We start from the raw sequence: 26,284 nt of genomic DNA on the forward strand, positions 1-26,284 counted from the left end.
TCTACAACATGGTGCGCCTGATGCAGTTGATCAAGCGTGCCGCAAAAAGCGCATTAGCCCCGCAAGGGGTCAATCCGTGTGCGGTTGGGTAAGTTGGATACAAAGCCAGTGAAGAGGCTCGCAAAACGCCTTGAAAGGCGCGAAATAACTCGGCTGAAGGTCACCTGGCCGAGAATGAAACTCATTTCGCTAACGCGGTAAGAGATCCGTCGTAGAAAAGTGATTATTAGAGGTGCCCTTAAATACAACGAGGCCCCTAGCATCTTGCCAGACAAGAATCTGCACGAGCTTTCGTGTTTTCTTTTCACGCTTCCTCCCCCACAATCTTCCGCAAGTAGATTAGAGTTACGGACAGAGACCGCGATGAATCTTTATTCGGCCGCAACCATAGTAATCAGGAATATTGGAATGAATCAACAGATTTTTCGTGACCTCCGCCGCTCTGTGCGTTGTTGTGCCGCGATGCGAAACTGGTGCCCTACGCGTCCGATTGCGATTGGTACGCTTGGTATATTGATGCTTGGAGCGGTTGACTGCGCCGCGGCGAAGCCAGCCGTCGTGTCTGCGCCCTCCCCTTGGCTGGATGACGCCGCCACTATAGACGCCGGGCCAGTTGCGCCGGATCTGCTTGTCTTGAAAGGAAATGCGGCGAGCGCGGAGGCAAAAGCTTGGACGCAACGGTGGAACCAAGGCAGCGCGGTCGATGTTTGGCTAGACCAGACACTCGCCCTGATCGTCAAGCACCGGCTAAATCCGTTGCGCGCAGGGCGTGCCCTAACGTTAGCCAGCGTCGCCATGCACGACGCGGCGAATGCGGCGATGCGTCTCGGGTTGCGAGATGCCGGCCAGCGTGCCGCGATCCACGGCGCTGCGTCCAAAACACTTGACTACTTGTTTCCCGCCGAATCGAGTGGCCGCCTCGGGGCGTTAGGTCATTCCGCTTTGACGGCCGTGGCAACCGCCAACTCCAAAGAGTTAATGGACGTTTCCAAGGGTGCGTACATCGGCGATCGAATCGCGGAGTTGGTTCGTGCAAGGGCGATGTACGATGGCGCGGATGAGACTTGGGACCCGAGAACCCGTCCTTCGTCGTCCCTTGGTGAATGGAAAGCGACACCGCCCATGGAATCGGCACATCCGCAGGAGCCACTTGGAGGAAGTTGGAAAACTTGGGTGCTACGCGCTGGGGAGGAGGTGCGGCCACCCCGCCCGCCGGGTGAGGACTCAGCCGAGGTCATCGCTTCGGCAAGGGAAGTTCTACACGTGTCACGGAACCTTACTCCAGGCCAACGGAAAATCGCTGACACTTGGCATCTGGACCAGGGGACCGTGACACCGCCGGGGATATGGAATGGAAAGGCCAGAGCGTTGCTTGCGCGAGATAAGATTCCAGAGCAACACCGCGCCCGCATTTACGCCGCGTTGAACGTCGCCATGATGGACGCCGCGATTTCATGTTGGCAAGCAAAGTACACCTGGTGGACCAAACGGCTAATCACGGTCATTCGAGAGCGGCTCGATCCGACTTGTCAATCGTATCTGGTTACCCCCATGCACCCGAGTTACGTCTCCGGCCACGCCGCGGTTTCTGGCGCTGCGGCAGAAGTGCTCAAGTTTTTTTTCCCCAGCGAGAAACGCCGGTTGGACGCATGGGCGGGCGAGGCGGCGATGTAGAGGCTGTACGGTGGGATTCACTACCGGTTCGATAACGATGCGGGGCTGGTTCTGGGTAGGCAGGTGGGGCGTCGCGTTATAGACAGGCTAACCCGCGGACGGTAATTCCACGGTGGCCAGTTCGTCCACTTCAAGAGTCATGGCGACGTAACCGTGACGTAAGTCGCGGCTCCCCAAATCGCTCCGCAGCGAGGTTTGACGCCGAGTACCCAAACACCTTTGGGCAAGGATTGAAGCTGTGCGCGAATGCCGAATGCGGAGGTCGTGCTTAGCAGGCTTCCATCAATCGCCGATCGAATTTCCACGGCGTATTCCCGGGAAGACGCCAGAGCGCTTCATTGAATCAGCATCCCCTCTAGATTTGATTTTATTGTTGGTGCGGAGCCGAGAACACATTCTCGCCCCAGATCGATTGGGAAACGAAATGTAGCGGTATAGTTGGATGCTTCGCCCCCACACAGCGTCTTGATTTTCCCCTTCAATATCACCCTGCCTTCGGTCAGCGCTCCCGGAGAAACCCAGAATGTCGTCGCCGTCTGCACCTCGTGCGTCGCGAGAGCACGGCCTTCGGGAATGCGGCTTTCCAGCCATAAAAAGTACGCCGTAGCACCGGGCACCGGCTTCCATTCAAGTCTCACACGACCTTCGGAAATGGTTATCGCGTTTGGGTGGGCTAATTCAGGAGACAGGCACTCGCTTCGACAGTCGGCCGCGACGGCGAGTGCGATTCCTGTGAGAGCAACTTTTAGGTGTCTTGATCGGTGAATCATGGTTTTGTAGTTCCCGTCAGCGCAAAAACCGAAACGAGGCTGCTACCGCTTCGTCGTGAGTTAATGCCATGACGATTGGCCGAGATATTAGGCTGAATTGATCTTCTGTTTCAGCGCACCGGAACGACACTATGATCTCTCCACCCCGCTAGAAACCAGGCATAGGCTGCGGTCTGTGCGGCCATCACGCAGCCAAAGGCGAACACGAAGGCGGAGGGTTTCGAAACGGTGCCCAGTGCCATCGCGCCCTCCACTAATGCTCCGATGCCCCACTGAAGCAGGAAACACAGCGCGAAGAGAATTTGATTGAGCGCCGTCGCCGCCCGGCCGAAGAGCTCCTTGGGAAGTCCCTCGGTGAATATGGTGAAGCCCATGACGTTGACCGTGGAGCCAAGCGCCATCATCATCCAAGACGGAAAGAATCCGGCGGATGTGGGAACCACGAGGCCCATGAATCCGAGAATGTAGAGCGCATATCCGCCCACTAACAAATGGCGCGGCTCGACGCCACGCCGCGCGAGGGTTCTCACTGCGATGGAGAGCGTGAAGTAGCCGAGTAATTGCACGATAGCCATCACGAATAAGCGGCTGGCGGACTGCGCACGCGTTAGACCCTCCACTTCCATCATCCACGGTACCGCCCACAGGCTTTGAATGGCCATGTAGCCGGCCATGGGGAGCGATGCGATTGGGACGATCCACCAGAAGCGGGCGCTGCGGAACAGCGCCGCCCCACCTCGCCATTGTTCCGCAAGCGAAGTGCCGCGCGTGGTTTTCTGGGGATCGGGAACGGTGAAGAACAGATAGGCGCTCGCGAGTAGCGCGGCAGCGGACATGCCATAAAACATGAGCCGCCAATTCACGTGCTGGATCAATATTTCCACTGGGATGGTGGTGGATAAGGCGCCCAGGGAACCCGCGACCATGATCCAGTTGGAGACGCTCGCCTGGCGCTCGGCGGGAAACCAAAGCGAGATCGCCTTCAATGAAGCCATCAAGCCCGCCGATACGCCTAACCCGATGAAGGCGCGCGCGAGGGCAAGAGAGGCCAATGAATCGCCGGTGGCAAAGAGAATACATCCCAAGGCGGTGAAGAGCAGCAATGCCGATTCCGTTCGGCGCGGCCCGAAGCGGTCCAATAAGAGGCCATTGGGAAGCTGTACGGCGCAGAAGGCCAGAAAATACGCGGAGGTGAGCAGGCCGAGTGCCGAGGGGCCAAGACTCAATTCGCGCGTGAGTTCCGGGGAGACGACGGCGTTGATGGTGCGCAGCGCATAGGAAAGAAAGTAGGCACACGCGAAGGGAAGATAAATGCGCACGGCGGTGGAATGCGATGGAAAGGGCGGTATTGTGCCGCACGCGAAGATACCGCCACGCGCGACGTGCCCTATAATTTGCCCGTCGCGGTTAAACGGAAAAGGATCGAATGATGAAGATTGCGGCCAACGGCATACAAATCAGCTACGAGATGGAAGGCAAAGGTCCTTGGCTCGTATTCAGCCATTCGCTGGCTTGCACGGCGGCCATGTGGGATGAACAAGTCGAAGCTTTCAAGGATCGCTACACCTGCGTGCGTTTCGATACGCGCGGTCATGGCAAGAGCGATGTGCCCAGCGGGGGTTATACGCTGGAGCAAATGGCGGACGATCTGCACGGTTTGCTCACTGGTCTCAAGATTACCCGTCCCCATTTCGTGGGGCTTTCCATGGGCGGGATGATCGGCATGACCTACGCGCTCAAGTATCCCGGAGTATTGCGCAGTCTCGTGCTCTGCGATACCACGAGCCGCGTTCCCGCGGAAGCGAAGCCCCTGTGGGCCGATCGCATCAAGACCGCCACGCAGGGCGGAATGGAGCCTTTGCTGGAGAGCACCTTGAAGCGTTGGTTTACCGATGGCTATCTTGCGCAACCCAGCCCGGTGCTCGAAAAGGTCAGGCGCATGATCCTCGGCACGCCAGCGCTAGGCTATGCCGGTTGCTGTCATGCCATTCCGCGCATCGACACCACGGACCGGCTGCGCGAGATCAAAGCCCCCATCCAAATCATCGTCGGCGACCAGGATGCCGGCACGCCCGTGGCCATGTCGCGCGCGATGCATGAGGCCGCGCCAGGCTCCGAGTTGGTGATTATCCCCAGCGCTTCGCATTTGTCGAATTTGGAGCAGCCGGAGGCTTTCAACAAAGCGCTCTCGGCGTTTCTCGCAAAGCACTAATTCAGTTCGTAAGAAAGGGGAGTGCCCGGCCACACTCCATTATCGATGACTTTGCTGCCTTCAAGAATCAAATAGCTCTGGCTGCCGTAGTGCGGAAGTGGCCGCAACAACGCTTGCAAGGATGCGGCGTCCGCGACGGAAATGAATAACATGGCGGTCCCTGCCGTGCTTTTTGCCGCCCATGCCTGCGCGCTACCTTTTCTTGAAAGAGATTCCGGCCGGGTTAGGCCGTGCTCGGCTAGAAATTGGTTGACTCGTTCGTGGGTGCCGATGACGAGGGTGGAGGCATTCTTGGCTGGTGAAGAAACCGGCGCATTGTCCAGAATCTTTTCCGCCAGTTGTTGCGCGATCTGCCGAATGTTCTCCTCGGAATCCGCAATTACGAGTTGAACATGAGGGTCGACCATGGTCTGGCGAAGTATGGCGGGCAATTCGTAGGCATCGAGGCGGCGAAGGACTTGGAATTCGCTGTCCAGGGAAATGCGGTCAGTTTTTTTTGATAAGGGCAGTGAAAAAATCTGCTCGCCTTGCGTCATTGAAACGTAATGGGTTGTCGTTCCCTCGCTGGAATGAATCATCAAAGGCAATCGCAAGGCGAACGCATGCGAAGATTGCTTCAGGGTTATGGTTCCCGGTGTGCCGCGTGCCGCATTGGTAATGCGCACGGATGGAAGGTCCGCGCGGTCAAGATACTGCGCGAACAAGTGCGCCAGCGACTCGCCGGACGTCTTCTCGAAACTCATCCGTAGGTCGTCCCAGGTCGCCGTTTTGAATTGGTGCTGTTGCCAGAAGCCTCGCAAGCCTTCCGCGAACTTCTCGCGGCCAATCTGTTCGCGGATCACGTAGAACAGCATCGATGCCTTGCTGTAACCGATGATCTGCGAGGCGCCGTGGGTGCGTGTGCGAAAGGCCCGCAGCGTTTGCGTCTCATCCTCGGGTAGGGATGAAAGATCTCGCAACCAGCCGAGCCGCATGGCGCGGGCCGCGCCGGCACTTTCGTCTTCCTTGAAGGCGTAATCGGCCATGAATGCGGTGAGGCCTTCGCTCCAGTTGCCTGTCTCGTAACCGGCGAAAACCCCATTGCCCCACCAGTTGTGCAACACCTCGTGCCCGAGAGAGGTGTGGCGGATGAAGGGCAGCCGCAATACGTCCATGCCCAGGTAGGTCAGCGTGGGCATGCCGAATCCCGTGGGGGTGGGGCTGGAGACGACGCTGAATTCCGAATGGGGATAGGGACCGATCTCGCGGCTGTAGCGCGCGATATAGCTCGCGGTGGAGTCCAAATAATTCCGCGCAAGATCCTTGATTTCCGGATGAAAGTAAGTGCGTAATCGTATGCGCGGAGACGTCTGCGTAAATTTCTCCGCGACGTCGTAGGGCCCTGCCATGAGATCGATCCCTTGGGCGGGCGCGCCGAAGACAAACTCGGCTTGATAACTCGCGGCCGAGATGATTTCATTCGCCAAACGCCCCGGAACTAAGCCGCGCTGGCCGGCAGGTAACGTAAGTTTTACGCGATAGGTGAAGGCGCCTACCTTCGGCGCCGGATACCACAGGCTCGATGCAGGGAGAAAACTGCCGCGCGCGCTGGCTGCGGGTACTAGACCGCCGAGTGTCTCGCGATGATCCATGTCCTTGAGTGGCGGCAGCGAGAGTTCGTAGTGCAACACTTGCGTTTGAAGGCGCGCCGCTGCGGGAAATACGAGCGCTTGCTTCCCTTGCGTGATGCGGGCGTCTGGAGCCAAAGAGAATTGCGTATCGCTTGCACCGGCGGGGACTGTCAGTTTGGCGCGTACGCCGAGCAGGCGAGTGAGAGGATCCAAGGACACGTCGAGGTCTACGTGGGGTAACGAAGTCGCCACGGCGGGGAGCGCGGCCACTGTCATTAGGAGTAATCCACCAAGCCATCGCGGATTCATGGTCTGGGCGGGAATTTGGCGATCAGTTCCAAGCGCTTGCCGTCGCGGTTCACCACTATGGGGAGCCATGTTCCGGGTGCTTGGCGTCTCACGATGGAGATCACGCTCTGCATGCTGGCGACCGGAGATCCCGCGACGGTTTCCAGAATATCGCCGGCGAGTAACCCCGACTGCGCGGCCACCGTGTTGGCCATGATTCGCTGGATTCGCACCCGGTCATTCGATAAACCCAGCTCAACTCCTAGGCGCGGCGTATCGGCGTGCATGGCCGTGGCGTTCAGGCCGAATACCGCGTCCGCGATGTTTGGCGGCGGGGGCTCGCATTGCGCTTCGTTGTCCCAGGGCAGTAGTACGACGGATTCGTCAATGCCTAACGCGTGCAACTGCCGCGGGATGCCGTGCCTGTACTCCAAATGTCCTCTACCGGCGATGCCAACGACCAGCGAGGTTCGTTGGGTGAGAAGGGGCCGTGCAAGGGCTTCCGCCATGGCGCGGTCCCACAAAAGCATGCTGTCGGCGAAGTTACGAAATTTAGGGTCTTCGAGGCCCGAGGCGGGCGTGGTATCGGCGGAGCCGTGCGCGCGGTAGGACAGATAAAGGCTTTGCAAATATGCGGGTGTTGCCGGTGATGGATCACCCACTCCTTCGCGCTCGGAGATGGGTATTGCCCGCCAGCCTTGTTGTCCCACCCGTTGCACTAGGCCGCGCTCGACATTGAGCGCCAGCATGGGTATGCGATGCATGCGCGCGAAGTGAAACAGCGGGAGGTAGAGCTGCGGATCGATGCCCCATATCTGCTCCCACTGCGTATCTCGCAGGAGTTCCGCTTCGCTCATTTGGCCGCTGGCCCACCGGTCTAGAACGGGCTGCACACGGCGGGGAAAGCTTTCGAAGCCGATCATCATCTCGGGTTGCCTCGCATGCAGCGCGGCCAGCAAGTGCAATTGCCAAGCGTGGTGCTGGGCGTTGTCATGTTCCTCTCCCAGCAGCACCGCGCGCGCCCGCGAGGCGCGATTCAATAAGTCATCCAAGGCAAGGATTTTCAGGCTGCCATCGGCCAGAGCCCATTTTCCAAGAGTCACGCAAGCGTTCGCACTGGCGGTGAAAGGCGAAAGCAGTAAACCCATAAGGGCGAGGAGGACGGTCGATCTTGGGAGAAAGTGGGTCATGTGTGAATGGACGAGTATCTGGGTAGCGAGTATGCAGGTGCCGAGGGCGGACTTGGCGCGAGTAAATTGCCGTTAGTCTGTACTAACCGTGGAGTGCATGCAAAGCCTTGGAGAGTAAGTTTTGACCTAGACAAATAGCATTGGCCCTTAAACATTCAAGGAGTCGCATCGCGACGTATGCAATACAAACCTATTGTAGTGAATCAACGACATTGGAGGGGTACTTCATAACTATTAAAAGGTGCTTTGCGCGAAAAGTCCTTGACAATTTCACAATCGGAAATTATCATGTCCATGACAACAGTGCATGACTCATACGGATCGTTCTCCCCTTAGTCTTCTGCTTAGTCTTCCGTTTAATCTTTCGTTTGGTTCGTTGTCGTGTAATGGTAGTTCTCCAGCAACGTTATCCCATAACGTTGCCTCTTTCTCGTCATCGGGGTCTCTGGTCTCCTCCTCCTCCCCCAAGCCTTGATGATGTAGAAGCTGACCCCGGGTCCAACGACCCGGGGTTTTTATTTGCGCGCCTCGCCGAGAGAGCCGCGCTTTCGCTCCCCTATAATCGATTCGCTATCAGGAGGAGTTTGTAATGATCATGAAGTCGGTTTTGCGCGGGCTTATCGCCCTTGCGCTGGCGTTTCCCGCCATTGGCGCGGTTCACGGTGACGGCGAAGCGGAGGAAGACGCCTACCAGGCGATGGATTGCGAGCATCCGCCCAGCGGCGCGATCGGAAAACTCCCCGAGCCGTTGTCGCGCTGGGCAAGAATCAGCTGCTTTCCCTCTGGCCAAGCCTTGAGCCAGGCTGCCCATGCGCAATGGCGCTACCCAGGCAGTTGGACGGACAAAGTATTATTGCCAGCCCGCACCGAATCGGACGAGAACGATGCGCGGCCGCGCTATTTCACGCAATTCGAGGTGCGCGAACTACCCTCCGCCGAGGCGCGCGAGCGCCACCAAAGTTTGTTGAAACAAGTTCCGGTGTACGCGGACCGTATTGCCGGCGGAACGCGGGTGCCCGATGCGCCGAGCGCTGCCTGGGAAATCGTGGGGACTAATAACCGGAGCAAATCGTTCCATCTTTATATGATGCAGCACGCAGGCAAGAAAGAAATATGGGGGCTGATGTGCGCGCCCAAATGCGAGTCTCATCTTTCCTTCATCGTGACCCTTCTTCCGTGAAGTGGCGATAAGCATGAAACTGGACATTAAGTCAGTATTACCGGAAGACGAAAAAGCCGCTTTGCTAATAGGCCGCGCGTGGTTGCCAGGCCCGCTGGCCGGTCCTTCCCTGGTGTGCATACACGAAGGCCAGGTACATGACTTGAGCCGGGTCGCGCCAACGTGCTCCGAGTTGCTCAATAGCGATGCCCCCGCCGCCGCCGTGCGATCGGCGTTACGCAACGGTAGCGCGAGCGTGATCGCCTCCTTGGAGGATGCCCTACAAAATTCCGCCGCGGGTAGCGCTGGCCCCCATCGCGCCCACTTCCTTACTCCCATCGACCTGCAAGCCGTACGTGCCTGCGGCGTGACTTACGTGGCCAGCATGCTGGAGCGGGTGATCGAGGAACAGGCCAAGGGAGATCCCCAGCAGGCCGAGGAATTGCGGCACGCCATCGGCGAGGAGATCGGCGCGGAACTGAGGAACATCAAACCGGGTTCTCCGCAAGCGATGCGCGTGAAGGAGTCGCTCATCAAGCGCAAACTCTGGTCGCAATATCTGGAAGTTGGCATTGGCCCCGATGCGGAGGTTTTCAATAAGGCGCAACCCCTGTCCGCCGTGGGCATCGGTGCCGAGGTTGGCATCCTGTCCAACTCCTCCTGGAATAACCCCGAGCCTGAGTTGGTATTGGTCATCAACCGCCGGGGCCAGATCGTGGGTGCCACCTTGGGCAACGACGTCAATTTGCGCGATTGGGAAGGCCGCAGCGCCTTGCTCTTGGGCCGCGCCAAGGACAACAACGCCAGTTGCGCCATCGGCCCCTTTGTCCGCTTACTCGATGACACCTATACCCTCGACGATATGCGCCGTACGCAAATCACCACGCAGATCACCGGTTCCGATGGGTTCCGCGTGGAAGGAACTTACAGCGTGTCGCAAATCAGCCGCGATCCAGCGGACCTCGCATCGCAAGCCATTAACCGGAACCACCAGTACCCCGACGGGCTGGCCTTGTTCCTGGGCACGGCGTTCGCACCCACGCAAGACCGTGGAGAACCCGGCAAGGGATTTACCCATCACCCGGGCGATATCGTTTCCATACGGTCGCCGCGTCTGGGCGCCTTGATCAATCGCGTTAACCTGTGCGATCAGATCCCGGAATGGAGCTTCGGTATAGCGGATCTCATGCGTAACTTGAGCGCGCGCGGTTTAATCTAGAAGCGCCCAAGGGTATGGCGGCCAGAGGTTCATCATGCCCTTCACCATCGCACATCCCGCCGCCGCACTTCCGCTGCTACGCCCGCTTCGCGGATTCGGAGTTCTGTCGGCCCTGGTCATCGGGAGCATGACGCCGGACTTTCCTTATTTCTTGACGGGAGATTTAACGCGCCGGGAATAGCACAGTTTCGCGGGCCTGTTTTATTTCTGCCTTCCTTACGGCGTGCTCGCCTATCTGCTCTATCACTTAGTGTTGAAGTATCCGCTGATTGCCCTGCTTCCAGAACCGGTAGGGAAAAAAGTGCTGGGTGTGTGCGCGCAACCATGGCGGTTTCCGAAGGCAAACGGATTGGCAGTGGTAATTTCCTTGCTCGCGGGCGCCGCCACCCACGTGATTTGGGATAGTTTTACGCATCCCGGCGAGACCATCGTTCAGACTTTGCTGCCCCTGCAAACTGAGTTATTCAAGATTCAAGGTGCGAGCTTCTACGTCTTCAATGTGCTTCAACACATGAGCACCTTGCTTGGATTCGGCCTGCTGGCCCGGTGGGGAGCGCATTGGTTGCGGACAACCCCCGTCACGTCCGCCGAGCTTCCTTTCACCTTGCGAACTGCCACGCGTGTGTTGGTCATCGCACTATTCGGGACCATCACGGCTTACGAATTTTTAGAGGTGGCTGCGGTGGCGCTCTACCAGCCGGTGCCGCTCATTCGGTTACGGCACTGGGTGGGCCCTGCCGTGACCACGGCCATGGCGAATGTAGGAATTGCCGTCATCTTGTATAGAGTGCTGTGGAACATCGCCGCTCTGCGGCGTGTGCGCAAAGCCTGCTGCGGCGGCGATCTAGAGGGAATCCACAAGTTTTACCATCGCCTGCCGCTGGTGTGCATCAGGCAGCTTACCGTAACCTGCCTCTAAGTTATCCTTCGCGTGAACGGGCTTGCTCGTGGCGGGGATCACGCAGGTGAGGGCAGGGTGGGCGAGGATGTACTTCAAGAAAAATTGCGCCCAGCTTGTGCAATCGAATTCCGCGGTCCACGCCGGGATATCCTTGCCCTTCACGCGCCGGAACAAATTCGCTTGCGCGAAGGGGCGGTTGGCGATGACCGCGACGCCCAACTCCCGCGCCAAAGGCAGCACGCGTTCTTCCGCCTCGCGCTCGGCAATGGAGTAATTGAGTTGCACGAAGTCGTAGGCCTTTGTCTTGAGCAGTTTCTCCAAGTCGTCATAGGCCCCTTCGTGGTAGTGAGTAATGCCCACATAACGTACGCTGCCCTTGGCCTTCCAATCCTTGAGGGTAGCCGTGTGAGTGCGCCAATCGACGAGGTTATGGATTTGCATCAGATCCATGCGAGACACGCGCATGCGGCGGAAGGATTCTTCCATCTGTGCAATGCCCGCTTCCTTGCCGCTGGTCCACACCTTCGTGGCGTAGAACAACTGGTTCGCCACTCCCGCGGCGGTGGCCACCTCTCCCACGGCGGTTTCCGCGCGCCCGTACATGGGCGAACTGTCGATGACGGATCCGCCTCGCGCCACCAGGGTGCGCAGTACTTCCACGAGAGGCGCTTGTTCCGCGCTGCTGGCGCCGGCGTCGAAGGCCTGGTAGGTGCCCAGGCCCACGACGGGAATTCGCTCGCCACTGCTGGGTATGGGACGTTGCAACATTGTGGTTTCCTTTGCGTGGGATGGACTGGCGGCCAGCATGGCTCCCAGACCGATGAGTTGTTTGATCGCTTGGCGGCGGGTGTTCATGCTTCTCCTGTCTTCAACCGTGCGTGCGCATGCACGAGCCATTTACCCAAGAGCGCCCAGAGCACGGCGCCCACGGCCGCGAGCATGGCGATACCAGAGAGCCCCAATCCCTTCAGCCCTTCGAACAACCACGCGCTCGCGGCATCTCCACCGCGATAGACAGCGGTATCCATGAAGTTCTTGGCCTTGTACTTTTCCGCGGGCGTGAGAGCATTGAACAACGTCTCGCGCGCCGGCTTGGCAATGGCGAACTCGCCCGCTCGCCGCGCCACGCCGAAAACCGCGAGCACCGTAATGATGGGATCGAAGGCCAGCACCAGGAATCCAACAACCGAGAGCAGGGGAATCAGCACGAGCCCGGCGGCGATTCCCCACCACTTCAACAGACGGCTGAACACGAAGATTTGCAGGACCAGGGTGAACGCGTTGGTGGCGAGATCCATGGCGGCGAACAGCGCCGTGCGCTGGCCAGGGTCCGTATAGGCCGCCGACACGATGTGCTGCTGCTGAAAATACAGAAAGGTGGAAAGGGAGCTGTAGAGGAGTACGAATCCGCACAGGGCGAGTAGATAACGCGAGGAGAAAACCAGTTTTACCCCATCCCACATCCCGCCCCCCATGGCGGCCGCCTTATCGCCTTGTGCACCGCGCCCGCTTCCGCCACGAGCCCAGCGCCCCAAATAGGCAATGCACAGGACCGCCCCCACGAGAAATACGGCCGATACCAGCAACAGGTTCGCAACACCCAAAGGTTTGGCGAGAACCGCTGAAAAGGCCGGTCCTGTGATGGCGCCCGCGCTGCCCCCAGCGGCGATCAGCCCGTAAATGCGCTTTGCCTGCTCCTTGGAAAACAACTCCGCCATGAAACTCCAGAATACTGACACGACGAATAGGTTGAACACACCTACCCAGACGAAAAATACCTTCGCCGTATTCGCAAGCGCGATGCCGCGCGAGAACAAAAAATAGAATGCCACCAGGTTGAGCGTGAAGAATAGATAGATGCCAGGCAGCAGACTTCGCCTAGGGAACTTCGACGAGAGCCAGCCGAAAACCGGAATCACGCCCAGCATGGTGACCAGGGTCGCGGTGAATAACCAGGGCAGATTGGCCAGTCCCGCCTGAATCCCCATCTCATCGCGCACGGGCCGAAGCACATAATAGCCACACAGCAAACAGAAGAAGTACGCGAAGGCGCCCGCGACCGCGGGCCATTCCTCGTGTTTGACCAACGCGAGGCGGTCCAGCACTGCGGTTTTCATTGCGGTTTGCATGATGTTGGCTATAGTAGCGGAACCTAATAACAGAACTCCCCCATGACTGTCGTCCTTGAAGACATTCGCGCCGCCGCCGCCGCCATTCGCGGCAGCGTGATCGAAACGCCGTGCTTGCACTCGAGAACCCTGTCGCGCATCACGGGTGCCGAGGTTTATCTGAAATTCGAGAATCATCAGTTCACCGCTTCCTTCAAGGAGCGTGGCGCGCTCAACAAGCTGCTGTCCTTGAACGCTTCACAGCGGGCTCAAGGCGTCATCGCGGCTTCGGCCGGCAATCATGCCCAAGGGCTCGCCTATCACGCCAAGCGCTTGGGCGTTCCGGCGGTCATCGTCATGCCACGCTACACGCCGGGCGTGAAAGTGGTGCATACGCGCGCCCACGGTGCCGAAGTGATTTTGCACGGCGAAGTTTTCGACGAAGCGTGGGCCCGCGCCGCCGCACTCGCCAACGAGCGCGGCTTGGTCATGATTCACCCATATGACGATGCGCAGATCATCGCCGGGCAGGGAACCATTGCCTTGGAAATGCTCGCCGCGTACCCGGATCTCGATGCCCTGGTGGTCCCCGTGGGCGGCGGAGGATTGATCGCGGGGATGGCCGTGGCGGCCAAGGAATTGAATCCGAAAGCGGACATTTTTGGCGTGCAGACCGAGCGCTTTCCCTCCATGTATTGCGCGCTCGAAGGTACCACCGCCGAGTTCGGCACCAACACCATCGCGGAGGGCATCGCGGTCAAGCAACCAGGCACACTCACGCTGCCTATCGTGCGCAGCCACGTCAAGGAAGTGTTGCTCGTGGACGAGGGCGCGATCGAGCAAGCCATCGTATTGCTGCTGGAGATCGAGAAGACCGTGGTGGAGGGGGCCGGCGCGGCTAGTCTCGCCGCCTTGCTGAAGTACCCCGAGCGCTTTCGCGGTAAGCGCGCGGGGCTTGTTCTTTCCGGCGGCAACATCGATCCCCTCATGCTGGCCGATTTGATCGAGCGTGGCATGGTGAGAACAGGCCGCTTGACCCGTCTCACCGTCCAGATGCGCGATCTGCCTGGGTCGATGGCGCGGGTTACTCAGTGCCTGGCGGAACAAAATGCCAACGTCGAGGAGATCTTCCATCAACGCGCCTTCACCAACTTACCGGCGCAGACCGTCGAAGTAGACTTCGTGCTCGAAACCCGCGATCACGAACATGTGCAACAAGTGCTCTCCGCGTTGGACGCCATGGGCTTCAAGGCGGAACTTCATAACGATTGATGCCGTGAAGCGTGAGACGTGAATCCTTAAACTTCATCCTATCCGAGCCCCAAGTCCCCAGCCCCTAGCACTTAGCCCCCAGCCACGAGCCCCACTCCCATGACCCGCCTCCCCTTTTTAGACGATGCCGCCCACCCTGAACTCAAACCCGTTGCCGATCGTATCCGTGCACAGCGCGGTGGCAAGTTGCTCGCCCTCTACCGCGTGTTGCTCCACAGCCCGAAGGTGGCCGATGCCTGGCTACAGTTCTTCACCGTGATCCGGCAGCAATGCGGTTTGGATGACCGCCACCGCGAGTTGGCCATCATGTTGATCGCCAAATTGAACGGCGCGCCCTATGAATTCGAGCAACACATCCCGTTCGCGTTACGCGCGGGCCTCACGCAAGAACAATTGGGACAGATCGAGGGCTGGAAAAACTCAACGCTATTCGGCGCCAGGGATAAGGCCGTGCTGGCTTACACCGAATCGATGACGCGCCAGGTCAAGGTGCCCGATGACGTATTCGCGGCCGTTCGCGCCGAATTCGACGGGAAGACCTTGGTGGAACTCACCGCTACCATAGGCGGCTACAACATGGTCTCGCGATTTCTGGAGGCCATGCAAATTCACGGAGAATAACGCCCCGGCTGGATTACACTACTCACAGGCCCGAAAGAACGCGCATAGCGATCGGTGCCTGCGTCTCCTGGGCGCGGGTCTGGGAGATTGGTCATCATCCCATGATACGAGGAGAGTCTACGATGAAAGTCCGTGCCGTTCGCGCGGCGTTCGTGGCCGCGATCCTGGTTCCGTCCGCTTGGGCCGGTCCCGTCACCGACGGCATGTTGTTGAACGCGGCCATAGAGCCCAACAACTGGATCACCTACGGCCGCGATTATTCCAATACGCGCTTTAGTCCCCTGAAGCAGATCGACGCCAGCAACGCCAAGCGCTTGACGGCGCAATGGAGCTTTTCCTTTGGCGTGCTTGAAGGGCAGACCACCACGCCGCTCGTCAATAACGGGGTGATGTACGTCACCTCGTCCTGGAGCAAGGTGTTCGCGCTGGATGCCAAGACTGGCGAGATGCTGTGGCGCTACGACGCTCCGCTCGCCGAGGACGTGGCGAAATATGCGTGTTGCGACGTGGTCAATCGCGGTGTCGCGCTTTACCAGGACAAGGCTTATCTCGCGACTCTGGACATGCACGTCGTTGCCTTGGACGCCAAGACAGGGAAGGTCGTGTGGGACAAGACGCTAGCCGACTACAAGGATGCCTACACCTTCACCGTGGCGCCCCTGGCCGCGAAAGGCGAGGTCTATGTGGGTACCTCCAATGGCGAGTACCCCATACGCGGTTTCATCGAGGCGCTCGATGCCACCACGGGAAATTCCGTTTGGCGTACCTACACCGTGCCCACACCGGGGGAGGCAGGTAACTATACCTGGGGTGGAGAATCCTGGAAGTACGGCGGCGGTTCGGCGTGGGTAACGGGGGCCTACGATCCGCAGAACAACACTCTGTACTGGGGCACGTGGAACCCCGCGCCAGATTGGGATGGAGATGCGCGTCCGGGCGACAACCTTTACACCAATTCCACGCTCGCGCTGGATCCCGACACCGGCAAGATCAAATTCCATTTCCAGTACACCCCGCACGATATGTGGGAATACGACTGGGTGAACGAACAGATCTTGACCACGGTGCGCGGAAAGAAAGCGTGGATCCACGCCGATCGCAACGGCTATTTTTACGCCATCGATCGCGGCAACGGTAAATTCATTTACGGCAAGCCCATCGCCAAGGTGAACTGGGCGACGCTGGATGCGAACGGGCGGCCGGTGGTGAACCCGAGCAAGGTCCACACGCGTACCAAGGCGGCCATGGATGTTTGCCCAGGGCCCAACGGTGGCAAGGAGTGGAATCCCATGGCGCTGAATCCCAACACCGGCATCGTGTACATGCCGTTGCGCGACGTGTGTGTCACCGACCTGATGAGCTTGCAACAAGAACCGGTGCGAGGCGAGCCTTTCTGGGGTGTGAAGACCATCAACTTCCAGCGCGGTTTCGGGAGGATTCTCGCGATGAACGCCGACTCGGGCGAAACTGTGTGGGAGGTGAAGATGCGTTCGCCTGTCATGAGCGGCATGCTCGTCACGGGTGGCGATGTCGTGTTTGCCGGAACACCAGAAGGGGAATTCATGGCCTTCAACGCGAAGAACGGGGACGCGCTGTGGAAGCACCGCGTGGGCTCTGGAATCGTGGGCGGCCCCATCACCTACAGTGTCGATGGCAAACAATACGTGGCCGTGCCATCGGGTTTCGGCGGTTGGGTGGGATGGGCCACCATCGGCGAACACGGATTGGGTGAGCAGACTCGCGCCGGCCAAGAGAATCGCGGATAAACGTAACTTCATAGGAAACCTCCATGAGTGAAAAGACTAGGGTGCCACTTTCAACGAAAACCATGGCGTGCCGCACGTTAGTCTCCTCGGAGGTGAAGATAAACAACAGATATGGCAATGCAGCATTGCCTGGCGGTCAATAATGGCCCTGGCTTAGAACGCTTCCCCTCGAACCTGTGATTTTGAGTCTAGGCCGTTCGGTCCCAACCCCACCAGTCGCAAATCGCCTGCCCCATGACGAGGGGCTTGTCTGCCTCGGCCAGCCATGGAAGCTCTTCGGTGAACATGGTCACGCATTGCCGCCAGGAAACGGGCATCTTGGTGATGTCCGTGCCCCAGAACATGCGGCGCGGGCCGAAGGCATCGTAGATCTGGCGCAAGTAGACATGCATCGTGGGAAACGGATACTTCTCGCTGGAGTATCCCGGCGCGCCGGTCGTTTTCACGGCAACGTTGGGGTGCTTCGCCAGCGCCAGCAGTTCCGGTATGTGCGTCATGGCGGCAGCGTCCTTCAACGTGGTGTTGCCACCTCTGCCACCCAAATGGTCGATGGTTAGCCGCAGCCCAGGGTGGCGCTCCGCAATCTTTCCGATCTCTCGTAGCGAATCCGTCGCGAGCACGGCGATGGGAGCGCCAGCGCGCTCGGCCGCGGTCCAGAGCCAATCGAGCGAACCGTTTTGCAGGCGCGCGCGGGCAGGTTCACCGAGAAACAAATAGCGCAGACCGAGCATGCCCGGTTGCTCTCTCCAAGTCGCAATTCGCGATTGTGACTCTGGACGGTCCGGCGGAAGAGACCCCATGATCGCGAACCGGCCCGGATAATCTCGCACCGCGGCGAATGCCATATCGTCCGCGCCGGGGTCCCAATGCGGGGGATGGATGATTGCCGCATCGACGCCACCCTCGTCCATCATGCTCACTGCTTCGGCGGCGGTAAACGAAGTGACTTGGCGGTGCGCCATATTGCTGGGTAGGCCGCTTCCCCAAAGATGAATCTGGGCGTCGATGATCTGCATCGTGTCTCCTTTCCCTTGAGCTTGCGTACATGTTAAATTAACAGGTGTCCCGCTTGGCAGTATTCAGGGTTATGGCGGTTCGCAGAAAATACCGCAGCCCGCCGAGAGGAGAAACCCCATGCCTAATACCGCTGCCGCGACCATGGATCGCGACCGTCAAACCCAGCACCTCTACGCTAAGCTTGAGGATCGTGTCCTCGCTCGTGATCAGTTGGGCGCGAGCGATGTGTATTACGATCTTGTGCGCCATGGGCGGCCTCTGAGCGAGATGCTGCGCGAGACCGCGCGCATCCACGGGCCCTATACACATGTCCCCTATCACGAGCGTATCGACGCGGGCTTCATCAATTTCGTCAACAACGACCATTGTCTTCTGAGCGCGCGGGCCACCTTGCATCTGTCCAAGTGGCTGCCCGAGAGCATGGCCGGATTGCCGATGGCGCAGACGATCTGGTACGTCCCCACCGGTCTCGACATCTGGAACCAAAAGATCAATAAGGCGCCCGGACACTACGCGCGAGGCGTTGCATTGGAAGGTAAACCCATGGCTCCGGTGGTGCACTGGCCCAGCCAGGAAGCCGAACGCATCGAGGGTTCCCTTGGCGACAAGCTTGGGACGTGGCTAACGCTGGTGCACCGCGGGTCCGTGCTGGAGGCCTACCGGGTGTTCCTCGGCCTCATGGAAGACAAGGCGAATCGCCCGGAAGTTTTGGCGGAACTCGTGTTCGCGGGTCTCATCGACTTGCAGGACCGGGCGTTTCTCAACCGTTCGTACACCACCGGCCACAAGTCCTACCGTGCACGCGCCACCGTCGAACTGGGTAACGCCATCGGCTGGGACAATGCGAGGCCCGTGCTCTATGCGGGCGCGCTGGACATGGCGGTGGGCCCGCGCTGGTACTCGACTTACGAGATGGCCTGCAATTGTGTGACGCATTATCTCGAGAAAGAGAAGATATCGGCCATGCCCTACGCCGGAACCACGGCGCGCGAGCGCTCGCTGTTACGCAATACGGCTCCATTGCTAAGAGCGGAGGCTGAGGCCTTCCTGGAAGTTGTGATGCACCACCCCGAACCGGCCTACCTTGAAGCCTTGAGCAAGCTGCTGCTCGCCGGTAAGGGGCCGCGCCAGATTCTCGACGTGCTGCAGATTGGCGCCGCGCAAGTGTTGCTCGAAACCCAGGATCCCCTCAATTTCTCGATCCCGCAGCACTGCTACGAATATTGCAACACGCTGGGCTGGTTCTACGATCAATTCGAACATCCGCAGCGCTTGAAGTTACTCTATGCCGCCGCGACGTTTCTGCACCGTAACGCACACCACCAGCGTGCCACGGGCGATGGTGTGGAGGCGAAGGCCGCCCTTCCGGCGGGCGCTCATACGCTCAGTGCCGCGCAATTGATCGAGCGTGTCAGTGCCTCCATCATGGCGCTGGACAGCCCGCAAGCGTTAGCCTGGACGCGAGCTTACCTTGCCACCACGGCGGAACGCGATTCGCTGGTACAACATCTGGCCCTCATCGCATGCCGGATAGGCAACGACCCGCATAACCAGGAAATCGCTCAATGCCTACTGGAGGACTATGCCAAGAACCGCGGATTCGACCGCGACCGGCTCCTCCTAGCGTGCGTGCAGCACACGGCAGTGCATCGCAAGTACGGAGACTTCATGGAGTCCAGCCGCAGGTACGGGCATGCGATGGGAGTGGCGGCGCTGCAATAAGCCGTAACGCATAAAGACGCTAAGGAACGGAGAACGGAATGACTGCTTATTTCATCGTGCGAGCCCAAGTGATGGATGCGGCCGTGAAGAAGGATTTCGACAGGTGGTACCAAGAGGAGCATCTACCAGATGCCCTCAAGGCATTCAACGCCAAGAGGGCGTGGCGCGGCTGGAGCCAGATGGATCCGCTCGTACACCATGCCTTCTATGAATTCGCGGACCTCGCGGGTGTGCGGGCAATCCAAGGTTCCGACGGACACAAGAACTTGGTCGCGGAGTTTGACCGCGTGTGGGGCAACAAGGTGACGCGCAGCCGCGATATCGTGGAGACCGTGCAGTCTATCGGCCCTTGACCAGACCTTTGAGGTTCGGCCAGTGAGAACCGGCTACCGGCTGGACTGCGCTTTTCTCCATGCCGCTGGTGGAACGGCGTGTCGCACGCGAATCGGTGCGATGCCTGAAAGCCTACGCGAACGCCAACGGCGGGCAGTTTCCCTGGGCAGCTACCGATCTTTCCACTTTCGCTCAAGCGAATAACACTCGCTTAGGCCGACTTCCAGGCGTTTCTGAATGGCCCAGCACCGCCGATACCGAAGCGTGCCGCGGAGTAGACCCGTACGCTTACTTCGATGCTTGGCGCCGCCTCATTTTTTATGGGGTTTCCGAGGCGTTCAGACCAGGCGTTGGACCTCCTGGAAGCTGCGGATCCGATTGCCTCACCGTAAGCGGAGACAACTTGGTGAAGATCGTCGTGATGGTCGCGGGAAAGCCGCTCCCGAACGAATCGCAGTCAGCCGCCGCGCGCACCTCCACGCCCGCAAATTCGCAGCTATATCTCGAGGCCGATCCTGGGGATCTCAGCGTCCAAAATTACCGGCTTACGTCGCAGCCAGATAACCCTTATTCCAGGCGGCGGCCAGAACTGACGGGGTCTCATCATTTCAATGACGCCGTCGAATGCCTGTCTGAGAACACGGTCAGTCCATGCGCCAATTAGCTTCGCTCCGCGCAAGCAGATCCGCTACCGGTGTGGGAATTCGCGCTCAATCAGGTTTTTCGTTGATCGAGCTCGCCATAGCAATCATCGTCATAGCTTTGTTGCTCGGCGCGCTACTTGTACCGCTGGGCACACAAGTGGAACAACGCAAGATAGCGGAAACGCAGCTGGTCTTGGAAGAGATCAAAGAGGCCCTGCTGGGCTATGCCATGATGAATGGCAATCTTCCACGGCCTTCCCTTTCAAACGTTTTCCCCGGCTCGGCAATTAGCGGAATGGCATCGACGACGGACTGCGTGGGGGGCGAACTCTAACGCGCTTTGTACTGGTTACCTGCCCTGGAGCACGCTGGGTGTCGAGCGAACGGATACTTGGGGAAAATTATTTAGATACAGCGTCACGCCCGCCCTTACATTGGCTCCCTCTTCGATAACGCTGGCGACAAACGGAAACCGAACCCTATGTAATCCTGCTCCCTCGGTCATTCCCAACGATTGCGACGGAGTCGCGGGGCCGGATCCCCTACCAGCGATACTGGCCGACAAAGTCGCCGCCGTCGTTGTCTCTCACGGCATGAGTAATCACGGATCCGCCGTCCTGGGCAACATCTTGCAATTATCCTATCCCAATAACTCGGTAACCAATCTCAACGAAGACCGGAATAACGACAATCTGACGCATTTTTTTGCCCGGCCCTACGCCTAGAATCCGGGTGCCATTGGTGGAGGGTTTGACGACATCGTTATTTCAATTCCGACCAGCATACTGATGAACCGCCTGGTCGCAGCCGGAAAATTACCCAACAGCTAGTTCCCTCGAGAGAACAAAACTGACCGACGAATGCGCGTTCTTGGCTAACGTAAGCGTAAAGCCCAAGGAACGCGCTTGTCTCGAGGCTTGGTACAAACCCACGCCGAGTCCTCTAGAAGATGGCACGGGGCCTAGGAACAATTTGTTGGCGATTCCGTCAGGTACTGGCGGGCCGTTATCGGTAACGCTCAGTGCCAGCTTTCCGTTCCACTCCATGCGCACCTGAATCGACACGGGTAAATTTGCCTGCCGTTTAGACAGTGCATTGTTGATAAGGTTATCCGCCACGCTGTCGAACAATTCTGCCGGTAGCGTGGTGCTTTCCGGCATTTCGGTGGTTTCAAAGGCCAAGTTCTCGAACGCATATCGCTGCTGAAACTGCCCCCACCATTTTGTAGCGGCAATCCATCCCACCTTGTCAGTACTCTTGACGGCGAGTTTGTCGAGCGTGGTTTGCAAGCGCTTCGTAATTTGCGGGAGCTGCCGCTGGACGAGCCTGCGCAGAGCTTCGGCTTCCTGATCGCTGCTGGTCTCTATGGCCGAACACAATGATCGTAGCGATTGCAGTAGATTCTTCACGTCGTGCGTCAGCCGCGTACCGGTCTCATGGATCGCGCGCATGTAGGCATTATTGCGCTGTTCTTGCTCCCGAACCTTCGCCTCGTAGTAATCCGCCAGCAATCGAGTCAGCAGCCGCATGTGCACCACCAAGCTCGGGCCGGCGAACCAACGAGTGTAGACGTTCAGTTTGAGATCTCCCGTGCTGCAATCCGTCGAAAACTTCGCGACATGTCCCGCGCTACCCTTGTGGTGAGCGCTTGCCCATTCGATGCCGCTGATCCAAGGCAACGTGACGATCTCCTGTGCGGCGAGTGCAAGGAATTTTTCGGGCTCGCGCTCTTGCTGCGCGATATCGGCGAGCCGCTGCATCCATCGCTCGAAAGGCGTTCCAACGCTCAGGAAGTACCGTGACAATAGCTGGCTCAACCCGGTGAAGCCAGCGCGCGGATCCCACATCCAGCTCAAGGCCACGAGCAAGGCGGCGATCACGAGCAACGCCTGCGCGAGTGCGAAAACGTAGTGCGTGTTGTTGATTTGCCGGAACACGAAGGCGCCCAGCACTAGCACAATGACCAAGAAAAACAGCAATAAGCTGTAGAGCAAATCGACCGCGGAGGCGGCGTTGCGTTCGTCCGCCCGGCCAGTGCGAACGAAAAAGATCACGCCGATGAGGATCACGGGCGCATAGCGCGCGATCTGCCGAAGCAAATCCGAAATCGCGGGCGGCGAGATGAGATGCGGGACTACCCATACCAGCAGAATGAAAAGTAAATATGTCGCCGCTAGCAGGGCGATAAGCCCTTCGGCTCGCTCCTTAAGGGAGGGCACCTGGCCGCCAATGAGCGCCAGCAGAAGCGCGATCCATAACGCCATGAGCCACAGGCTCTGCGCCGCCGCGAGGAGTCCCGCGGTGGCGATGATGAGCACCGCTTGCCCCCAGTAGAGCTTTTGTTGGCCCCGGATGACGGGTTGCCATAAAAGGAAGCTGCCAAAGTGAAATAAGAGGAATCCCTTGGCCACCCAGGTTTCGATACCGAATACAAGCGCGGCATGCAACCCCAACAACATCGATGCGAGCCAGTCTTGGGGACGGATCAACCGAGCCATCCGCGCGAACCGGTTAGGCGCTGGTTGCGAGAGGTTCGCCGTTAGAATCGGTTTGTCGCTTGCGTTCATTTGCGCCATATAGTCATTATCGAAAACCCATGAAAGCACTCACCATCGCCCGCTATTGCTTGTTGGAGGCCTTTCGGACGCGCTACCTGTGGTGGCTTTTCGGTATGTTGCTCGTGCTTCTCTCAGCCACATTCTTCCTGCGCAGCCTTGCGGTCACGGAATCCGCCCGTATCCAGTTGGGGGTATTCGCGGCTTTTGCCCGCATAGGATCCGTCTTCATCATCACGTTACACGTCTCTGGAACTCTCATCCGGCAATTCAACGACAAGGAAACCGAGCTGCTGTTTGCCCTGAACCTCACCCGGGCGGATTACCTCCTTGGCCGTTTCCTTGGATACGCCGGGGTCTCGGTGCTTACCGCCTTCGTCGTCGCGCTCTTCGTCGCAATGCTTGGACCAGACGCGAACTTGCTAGCCTGGGGCGGTTCCCTTGCTTTCGAACTCATGCTCACTTCGGCGGTAACGCTGTTCTTCGTGGTGAGTTTTGTTCAGATCGCACCTGCCGTGCTCTTTGTGGCGTCCTTTTACCTTCTCGCTCGTAGCATTTCCGCACTGCAATTGATCAGCCACTCGCCCTTGTTAGGAGTCGATAGCTTTGCCAAGGTATTCGGGCAAAAAGCCATGGACTTCATGGCGCTCCTCCTCCCCAGATTGGATGATTTCACCCAGACAGGATGGCTGTTGGAGCCAGTCGCGACACCTGCTTTGGGCAGTATGGCGCTACAAGCAGGTGCTTACCTATGCCTGATCCTTGGGGCCGGATTATTCGACCTGCAGCGAAAGGAACTATAGTCTTGGGGTCGCGCAAGGCACCCACGCCTATTTTTCTCGCCGTCGCCTTGGCCGCGCAAGTATGGGTTGGTGCGCATCACCCCAAGCCCGACGCCTCTGCTCAGGCCCTACCCGCCGCGCCGGCCGCGGGTTTCTTACGGGTGACCGCCTTGGGAGAACCCATTGCCTTGAGCCAGATGCTCACTCTTTGGCTCCAAGCCTTCGATAACCAGCCGGGAGTCAGCATCCCCTTCCTCGCCTTGGACTATGGCCGTGTTGAAAGCTGGCTTGACCGTCTGTTGTCTCTTGACCCCAGGACGCAATACCCGATGATGATGGCGGCCCATTTCTATGGCCAGGTGCCGGATACCACCAAGCAAAGACAGATGCTGGCATTCCTCCACCGGCGCTTTCTCGAGGACCCCAACCATCGCTGGCGCTGGCTTGCTCACTCCGTCGTCATGGCCAAGCACCGGCTCAAGGATTTGCCCCTCGCGTTGCGCTATGCCGAAGCGCTGGCAGCCAACGCCACTCATCCCTCCGTTCCGGGCTGGGCGAGGCAGATGCGAATCTTCTTGCTGGAAGACCTAGGCGAAATGGAGGCCGCGAATATTTTGCTGGGCGGATTGCTCGCTAGCGGAGAAATCGCCGATGAACACGAAAAACGGTTTCTGATACAGCGTTTAGGCGCAATGCAGCAAGGCGAAAACTCGTCAATACCGCCGAATTCTCGGCCATGATTCCCCTTGATTAGCGGGTAGGTGCACACGCTCTGTCGTGGAGAGTTCCGCACGCAAGCCAAGCGCCGGTGCGCGAGCTTCGCGAGCTAATCAGCAGTGGTCTAGCGTTTTTCCGTGCCGGATCTTGACTCGCTAATTTTTTCTTGGCGCAACCTCGGGCGAGGCTCCTATGTCATGGCATAAATCTAGCGGCCCGCGACTCAACGCCCGCGGGCATCGCGAAGAAATATTCGATTACGGCGGTTGTTCGAGATATATCGAGCCACTCATCCCTCTGGAGGGGACAACAATGGAATCACAACGTGGATTTACCCTCATCGAAATCGCCATCGTCTTGGTGATCATCGGCCTCTTGCTCGGCGGGGTGCTAAAGGGCCAAGAACTCATCACCAGCGCGCGCGTGCGTAATATTATTTCCCAGCAAGACGGAATAAAGGCGGCGTTCTTTGGGTTTCAGGACCGGTATCGGGCGTTGCCAGGAGACTACTCTGGCGCAGCTAACAACATTAACTGCGCTATCCCCTGTACCAATGGTAACGGGGATGGAATCATCCAAGCGGGTAACGAATCGCTTTCGGCGTGGCATCATATGAACGCGTCCGGATTTTTGAATGGCAGCTACACTGTTGCCTCGGGTGTGACGGTTCCGGGTCCGGGGACTTCTCCCACGAATCCTTACTCTGTATTTCTAGAAATCGTCAACGATGGGGCTTACGGCGGAGCAATCGGGGTAACCCCAATCGCTAAACATAACATTAAGACGGGAGGTCAGATTCCGGTTGAAATAATCGCCGAGGTAGACCGAAAAATCGACGACGGATTTCCGTTTCAAGGGGCATTCCAATTTTCGCCTTTCACACCTAACGCGGCAACAGTACCCGCCCCAACCGCCGTGACTTGCGTTAACGGCACGGCAGTGACATCTCCATGGTTCGCTACGAGCAATCCTACGTCGAGCAACTGCGGTGGCGCTAGCATATTGTAGAAATCGGAACTGTTCTTGGTCGCAAACCCGGCCCTGCGCCGGGTTTGTTATTTCTGCAGCAACCGCATCTCCGCCGCCACCAAATCTTCCTCGATTCCTCTGAGCACCACGACGTCTCCGTGAGCCAAGGTCGTCTCCCGGTCCGGATCGGTTTTCCTTGTATCCCTCCGCCGAATGGCAGTCACCTCGACGCGAAGGTTGCCCAGTGCCAGTTGATCGAGCGTTTTGCCAGCCGCGGCCGCGCCTGGAACGATGGTCACTGAGTGCAGCTGCGGCTGTTCATGTTCTAGATCTTAGTTGATCTCATCGCTCGCTCCGCGGAAGAACCCGCGAAAGAGCGAGTACTGCTGCTCGCGCGTGGAACGGATTCTCCTTAGCACCCGGTTGAAGGGCACGCCAATCAGCATCAAGGCGTGGGAGGCGAGCATGAGGCTACCTTCCATGATCTCCGGCACCACTTCCGCCGCGCCAGCCTGCTTGAGACGTTCGATATCGGTGCCGTCGCGGGTACGGATGATCACCGGCATCTCGGGACGCACGGCGTGCGTGATACTAAGAATACGTAATGCGGACTCCGTGTCCGCATAACTCACCACCAAGGCCGCCGCGCGCGTGAGTCCCGCTGCAACCAGCACTTCTCGGCGCGCCGCATCGCCGTAGACCACGTGCTCCCCGGCGGATGCGGCTTCGCGCACGCGTTGCGAATCCGCATCCAG

At 58.7% G+C, this 26,284-nt stretch carries 26 protein-coding genes; 16 read left to right on the top strand and 10 right to left on the bottom strand.

Annotated elements, in window-relative coordinates; genetic code table 11:
* The first annotated feature begins 558 nt into the window (after window positions 1-558).
* Entirely contained in the window at window positions 559-1,674 is a 1,116-nt protein-coding gene (locus EXR36_08450) for a hypothetical protein (protein ID MSQ59656.1), read from the top strand.
* Between the two features lie 335 nt (window positions 1,675-2,009).
* Here EXR36_08450 and EXR36_08455 read toward each other — a convergent pair whose 3' ends face one another.
* Together EXR36_08455 and EXR36_08460 are read right to left on the bottom strand one after the other, a co-directional pair.
* On the bottom strand, window positions 2,010-2,444 hold the full coding sequence (locus EXR36_08455; protein MSQ59657.1) for a hypothetical protein: 435 nt from the start codon (window positions 2,442-2,444) through the stop codon (window positions 2,010-2,012).
* Window positions 2,445-2,554: 110 nt separating this feature from the next.
* Window positions 2,555-3,838, bottom strand: coding sequence for an MFS transporter (locus EXR36_08460; GenBank protein ID MSQ59658.1), 1,284 nt, complete (start codon window positions 3,836-3,838; stop codon window positions 2,555-2,557).
* 35 nt (window positions 3,839-3,873) lie between these two features.
* On the opposite strand from EXR36_08460, the gene EXR36_08465 reads away from it, so the two are divergent.
* A complete protein-coding gene (locus EXR36_08465; GenBank protein ID MSQ59659.1) occupies window positions 3,874-4,656 on the top strand; it encodes an alpha/beta fold hydrolase in 783 nt (260 codons plus the stop codon).
* Here the strand turns inward: EXR36_08465 and EXR36_08470 are convergent.
* Together EXR36_08470 and EXR36_08475 are read right to left on the bottom strand one after the other, a co-directional pair.
* Window positions 4,653-6,542 carry a M1 family peptidase gene (locus EXR36_08470; protein ID MSQ59660.1) on the bottom strand — a complete coding sequence of 630 codons (1,890 nt, stop codon included), beginning with the start codon at window positions 6,540-6,542 and terminating at the stop codon, window positions 4,653-4,655. The genes EXR36_08465 and EXR36_08470 overlap by 4 nt on opposite strands.
* Before the next feature lie 29 nt (window positions 6,543-6,571).
* Entirely contained in the window at window positions 6,572-7,744 is a 1,173-nt protein-coding gene (locus tag EXR36_08475) for a PDZ domain-containing protein (GenBank protein ID MSQ59661.1), read from the bottom strand.
* Between the two features lie 589 nt (window positions 7,745-8,333).
* Between EXR36_08475 and EXR36_08480 the strand changes: the two genes are divergently transcribed.
* The 4 genes from EXR36_08480 to EXR36_08495 are packed head-to-tail and all read left to right on the top strand — an operon-like array spanning window position 8,334 to window position 11,041.
* Entirely contained in the window at window positions 8,334-8,924 is a 591-nt protein-coding gene (locus EXR36_08480) for a hypothetical protein (GenBank protein MSQ59662.1), read from the top strand.
* Window positions 8,925-8,937: 13 nt separating this feature from the next.
* Window positions 8,938-10,122: a fumarylacetoacetate hydrolase gene (locus EXR36_08485; protein MSQ59663.1), complete on the top strand. Its 1,185-nt coding sequence runs from the start codon at window positions 8,938-8,940 to the stop codon at window positions 10,120-10,122.
* A 34-nt stretch (window positions 10,123-10,156) separates the two neighbouring features.
* Window positions 10,157-10,303, top strand: coding sequence for a DUF4184 family protein (locus EXR36_08490; protein MSQ59664.1), 147 nt, complete (start codon window positions 10,157-10,159; stop codon window positions 10,301-10,303).
* A gap of 15 nt (window positions 10,304-10,318) precedes the next feature.
* The gene (locus tag EXR36_08495; protein ID MSQ59665.1) at window positions 10,319-11,041 is read left to right on the top strand and encodes a DUF4184 family protein; all 723 of its coding nucleotides are present in this window, start codon (window positions 10,319-10,321) and stop codon (window positions 11,039-11,041) included.
* On the opposite strand, the gene EXR36_08500 is transcribed toward EXR36_08495, so the two are convergent.
* Window positions 10,967-11,791 (bottom strand): aldo/keto reductase, encoded by an 825-nt coding sequence (locus tag EXR36_08500; protein ID MSQ59666.1) that lies wholly within the window; start codon window positions 11,789-11,791, stop codon window positions 10,967-10,969. The genes EXR36_08495 and EXR36_08500 overlap by 75 nt on opposite strands.
* Window positions 11,792-11,874: 83 nt before the next feature.
* Window positions 11,875-13,152: an MFS transporter gene (locus tag EXR36_08505; GenBank protein MSQ59667.1), complete on the bottom strand. Its 1,278-nt coding sequence runs from the start codon at window positions 13,150-13,152 to the stop codon at window positions 11,875-11,877.
* Window positions 13,153-13,194: 42 nt separating this feature from the next.
* On the opposite strand from EXR36_08505, the gene EXR36_08510 reads away from it, so the two are divergent.
* The 3 genes from EXR36_08510 (at window position 13,195) to EXR36_08520 (ending at window position 16,790) form a co-directional block, all read left to right on the top strand.
* The gene (locus EXR36_08510; protein ID MSQ59668.1) at window positions 13,195-14,403 is read left to right on the top strand and encodes a threonine ammonia-lyase; all 1,209 of its coding nucleotides are present in this window, start codon (window positions 13,195-13,197) and stop codon (window positions 14,401-14,403) included.
* A 99-nt stretch (window positions 14,404-14,502) separates the two neighbouring features.
* On the top strand, window positions 14,503-15,024 hold the full coding sequence (locus EXR36_08515) for a carboxymuconolactone decarboxylase family protein (protein ID MSQ59669.1): 522 nt from the start codon (window positions 14,503-14,505) through the stop codon (window positions 15,022-15,024).
* A 101-nt stretch (window positions 15,025-15,125) separates the two neighbouring features.
* Window positions 15,126-16,790 carry a PQQ-dependent dehydrogenase, methanol/ethanol family gene (locus EXR36_08520; protein MSQ59670.1) on the top strand — a complete coding sequence of 555 codons (1,665 nt, stop codon included), beginning with the start codon at window positions 15,126-15,128 and terminating at the stop codon, window positions 16,788-16,790.
* Window positions 16,791-16,978: 188 nt separating this feature from the next.
* Here the strand turns inward: EXR36_08520 and EXR36_08525 are convergent, their stop codons facing one another.
* The gene (locus EXR36_08525) at window positions 16,979-17,806 is read right to left on the bottom strand and encodes an amidohydrolase (protein ID MSQ59671.1); all 828 of its coding nucleotides are present in this window, start codon (window positions 17,804-17,806) and stop codon (window positions 16,979-16,981) included.
* 118 nt (window positions 17,807-17,924) lie between these two features.
* On the opposite strand from EXR36_08525, the gene EXR36_08530 reads away from it, so the two are divergent.
* Genes EXR36_08530 through EXR36_08545 form a run of 4 tightly spaced genes read left to right on the top strand, consistent with a single transcriptional unit; the run spans window position 17,925 to window position 20,840 of the window.
* Window positions 17,925-19,529: a hypothetical protein gene (locus EXR36_08530; GenBank protein ID MSQ59672.1), complete on the top strand. Its 1,605-nt coding sequence runs from the start codon at window positions 17,925-17,927 to the stop codon at window positions 19,527-19,529.
* A gap of 38 nt (window positions 19,530-19,567) precedes the next feature.
* Window positions 19,568-19,882 (top strand): hypothetical protein, encoded by a 315-nt coding sequence (locus EXR36_08535; protein ID MSQ59673.1) that lies wholly within the window; start codon window positions 19,568-19,570, stop codon window positions 19,880-19,882.
* 59 nt (window positions 19,883-19,941) lie between these two features.
* A complete protein-coding gene (locus tag EXR36_08540; GenBank protein ID MSQ59674.1) occupies window positions 19,942-20,526 on the top strand; it encodes a hypothetical protein in 585 nt (194 codons plus the stop codon).
* On the top strand, window positions 20,514-20,840 hold the full coding sequence (locus EXR36_08545; protein ID MSQ59675.1) for a prepilin-type N-terminal cleavage/methylation domain-containing protein: 327 nt from the start codon (window positions 20,514-20,516) through the stop codon (window positions 20,838-20,840). Before EXR36_08540 ends, EXR36_08545 begins: the two co-directional genes overlap by 13 nt.
* A gap of 481 nt (window positions 20,841-21,321) precedes the next feature.
* Here EXR36_08545 and EXR36_08550 read toward each other — a convergent pair whose 3' ends face one another.
* Complete coding sequence (locus EXR36_08550) at window positions 21,322-23,073, bottom strand: HAMP domain-containing histidine kinase (GenBank protein ID MSQ59676.1); 1,752 nt, start codon at window positions 23,071-23,073, stop codon at window positions 21,322-21,324.
* A gap of 29 nt (window positions 23,074-23,102) precedes the next feature.
* On the opposite strand from EXR36_08550, the gene EXR36_08555 reads away from it, so the two are divergent.
* From EXR36_08555 to EXR36_08565, 3 genes are all read left to right on the top strand, one after another.
* On the top strand, window positions 23,103-23,864 hold the full coding sequence (locus EXR36_08555) for an ABC transporter permease (protein MSQ59677.1): 762 nt from the start codon (window positions 23,103-23,105) through the stop codon (window positions 23,862-23,864).
* Window positions 23,861-24,583 carry a hypothetical protein gene (locus EXR36_08560; protein MSQ59678.1) on the top strand — a complete coding sequence of 241 codons (723 nt, stop codon included), beginning with the start codon at window positions 23,861-23,863 and terminating at the stop codon, window positions 24,581-24,583. The genes EXR36_08555 and EXR36_08560 overlap by 4 nt, the downstream gene beginning before the upstream one ends.
* Before the next feature lie 289 nt (window positions 24,584-24,872).
* Window positions 24,873-25,568, top strand: a complete 696-nt coding sequence (locus tag EXR36_08565; GenBank protein MSQ59679.1) for a prepilin-type N-terminal cleavage/methylation domain-containing protein — start codon at window positions 24,873-24,875, stop codon at window positions 25,566-25,568.
* 47 nt (window positions 25,569-25,615) lie between these two features.
* Here the strand turns inward: EXR36_08565 and EXR36_08570 are convergent, their stop codons facing one another.
* Together EXR36_08570 and EXR36_08575 are read right to left on the bottom strand one after the other, a co-directional pair.
* A complete protein-coding gene (locus tag EXR36_08570; GenBank protein MSQ59680.1) occupies window positions 25,616-25,837 on the bottom strand; it encodes a hypothetical protein in 222 nt (73 codons plus the stop codon).
* 24 nt (window positions 25,838-25,861) lie between these two features.
* Window positions 25,862-26,284 carry a hypothetical protein gene (locus tag EXR36_08575; protein ID MSQ59681.1) on the bottom strand — a complete coding sequence of 141 codons (423 nt, stop codon included), beginning with the start codon at window positions 26,282-26,284 and terminating at the stop codon, window positions 25,862-25,864.

The sequence above is a fragment of the Betaproteobacteria bacterium genome (assembly GCA_009693245.1).
GTDB lineage: Bacteria > Pseudomonadota > Gammaproteobacteria > Burkholderiales > SHXO01 > SHXO01.

Bases quoted from the DNA above. Each gene is read 5' to 3' on its own strand.
- EXR36_08490 (MSQ59664.1), top strand. From the start codon at position 10,157: ATGCCCTTCACCATCGCACATCCCGCCGCCGCACTTCCGCTGCTACGC.
- EXR36_08480 (MSQ59662.1), top strand. From the start codon at position 8,334: ATGATCATGAAGTCGGTTTTGCGCGGGCTTATCGCCCTTGCGCTGGCG.
- EXR36_08525 (MSQ59671.1), bottom strand. From the start codon at position 17,806: ATGCAGATCATCGACGCCCAGATTCATCTTTGGGGAAGCGGCCTACCC.
- EXR36_08470 (MSQ59660.1), bottom strand. From the start codon at position 6,542: ATGACAGTGGCCGCGCTCCCCGCCGTGGCGACTTCGTTACCCCACGTA.
- EXR36_08510 (MSQ59668.1), top strand. From the start codon at position 13,195: ATGACTGTCGTCCTTGAAGACATTCGCGCCGCCGCCGCCGCCATTCGC.
- EXR36_08565 (MSQ59679.1), top strand. From the start codon at position 24,873: ATGGAATCACAACGTGGATTTACCCTCATCGAAATCGCCATCGTCTTG.
- EXR36_08545 (MSQ59675.1), top strand. From the start codon at position 20,514: ATGCGCCAATTAGCTTCGCTCCGCGCAAGCAGATCCGCTACCGGTGTG.
- EXR36_08465 (MSQ59659.1), top strand. From the start codon at position 3,874: ATGAAGATTGCGGCCAACGGCATACAAATCAGCTACGAGATGGAAGGC.
- EXR36_08540 (MSQ59674.1), top strand. From the start codon at position 19,942: ATGCCGCTGGTGGAACGGCGTGTCGCACGCGAATCGGTGCGATGCCTG.
- EXR36_08500 (MSQ59666.1), bottom strand. From the start codon at position 11,791: ATGTTGCAACGTCCCATACCCAGCAGTGGCGAGCGAATTCCCGTCGTG.
- EXR36_08485 (MSQ59663.1), top strand. From the start codon at position 8,938: ATGAAACTGGACATTAAGTCAGTATTACCGGAAGACGAAAAAGCCGCT.
- EXR36_08535 (MSQ59673.1), top strand. From the start codon at position 19,568: ATGACTGCTTATTTCATCGTGCGAGCCCAAGTGATGGATGCGGCCGTG.
- EXR36_08530 (MSQ59672.1), top strand. From the start codon at position 17,925: ATGCCTAATACCGCTGCCGCGACCATGGATCGCGACCGTCAAACCCAG.
- EXR36_08455 (MSQ59657.1), bottom strand. From the start codon at position 2,444: ATGATTCACCGATCAAGACACCTAAAAGTTGCTCTCACAGGAATCGCA.
- EXR36_08515 (MSQ59669.1), top strand. From the start codon at position 14,503: ATGACCCGCCTCCCCTTTTTAGACGATGCCGCCCACCCTGAACTCAAA.
- EXR36_08550 (MSQ59676.1), bottom strand. From the start codon at position 23,073: ATGAACGCAAGCGACAAACCGATTCTAACGGCGAACCTCTCGCAACCA.
- EXR36_08475 (MSQ59661.1), bottom strand. From the start codon at position 7,744: ATGACCCACTTTCTCCCAAGATCGACCGTCCTCCTCGCCCTTATGGGT.
- EXR36_08505 (MSQ59667.1), bottom strand. From the start codon at position 13,152: ATGCAAACCGCAATGAAAACCGCAGTGCTGGACCGCCTCGCGTTGGTC.
- EXR36_08520 (MSQ59670.1), top strand. From the start codon at position 15,126: ATGATACGAGGAGAGTCTACGATGAAAGTCCGTGCCGTTCGCGCGGCG.
- EXR36_08555 (MSQ59677.1), top strand. From the start codon at position 23,103: ATGAAAGCACTCACCATCGCCCGCTATTGCTTGTTGGAGGCCTTTCGG.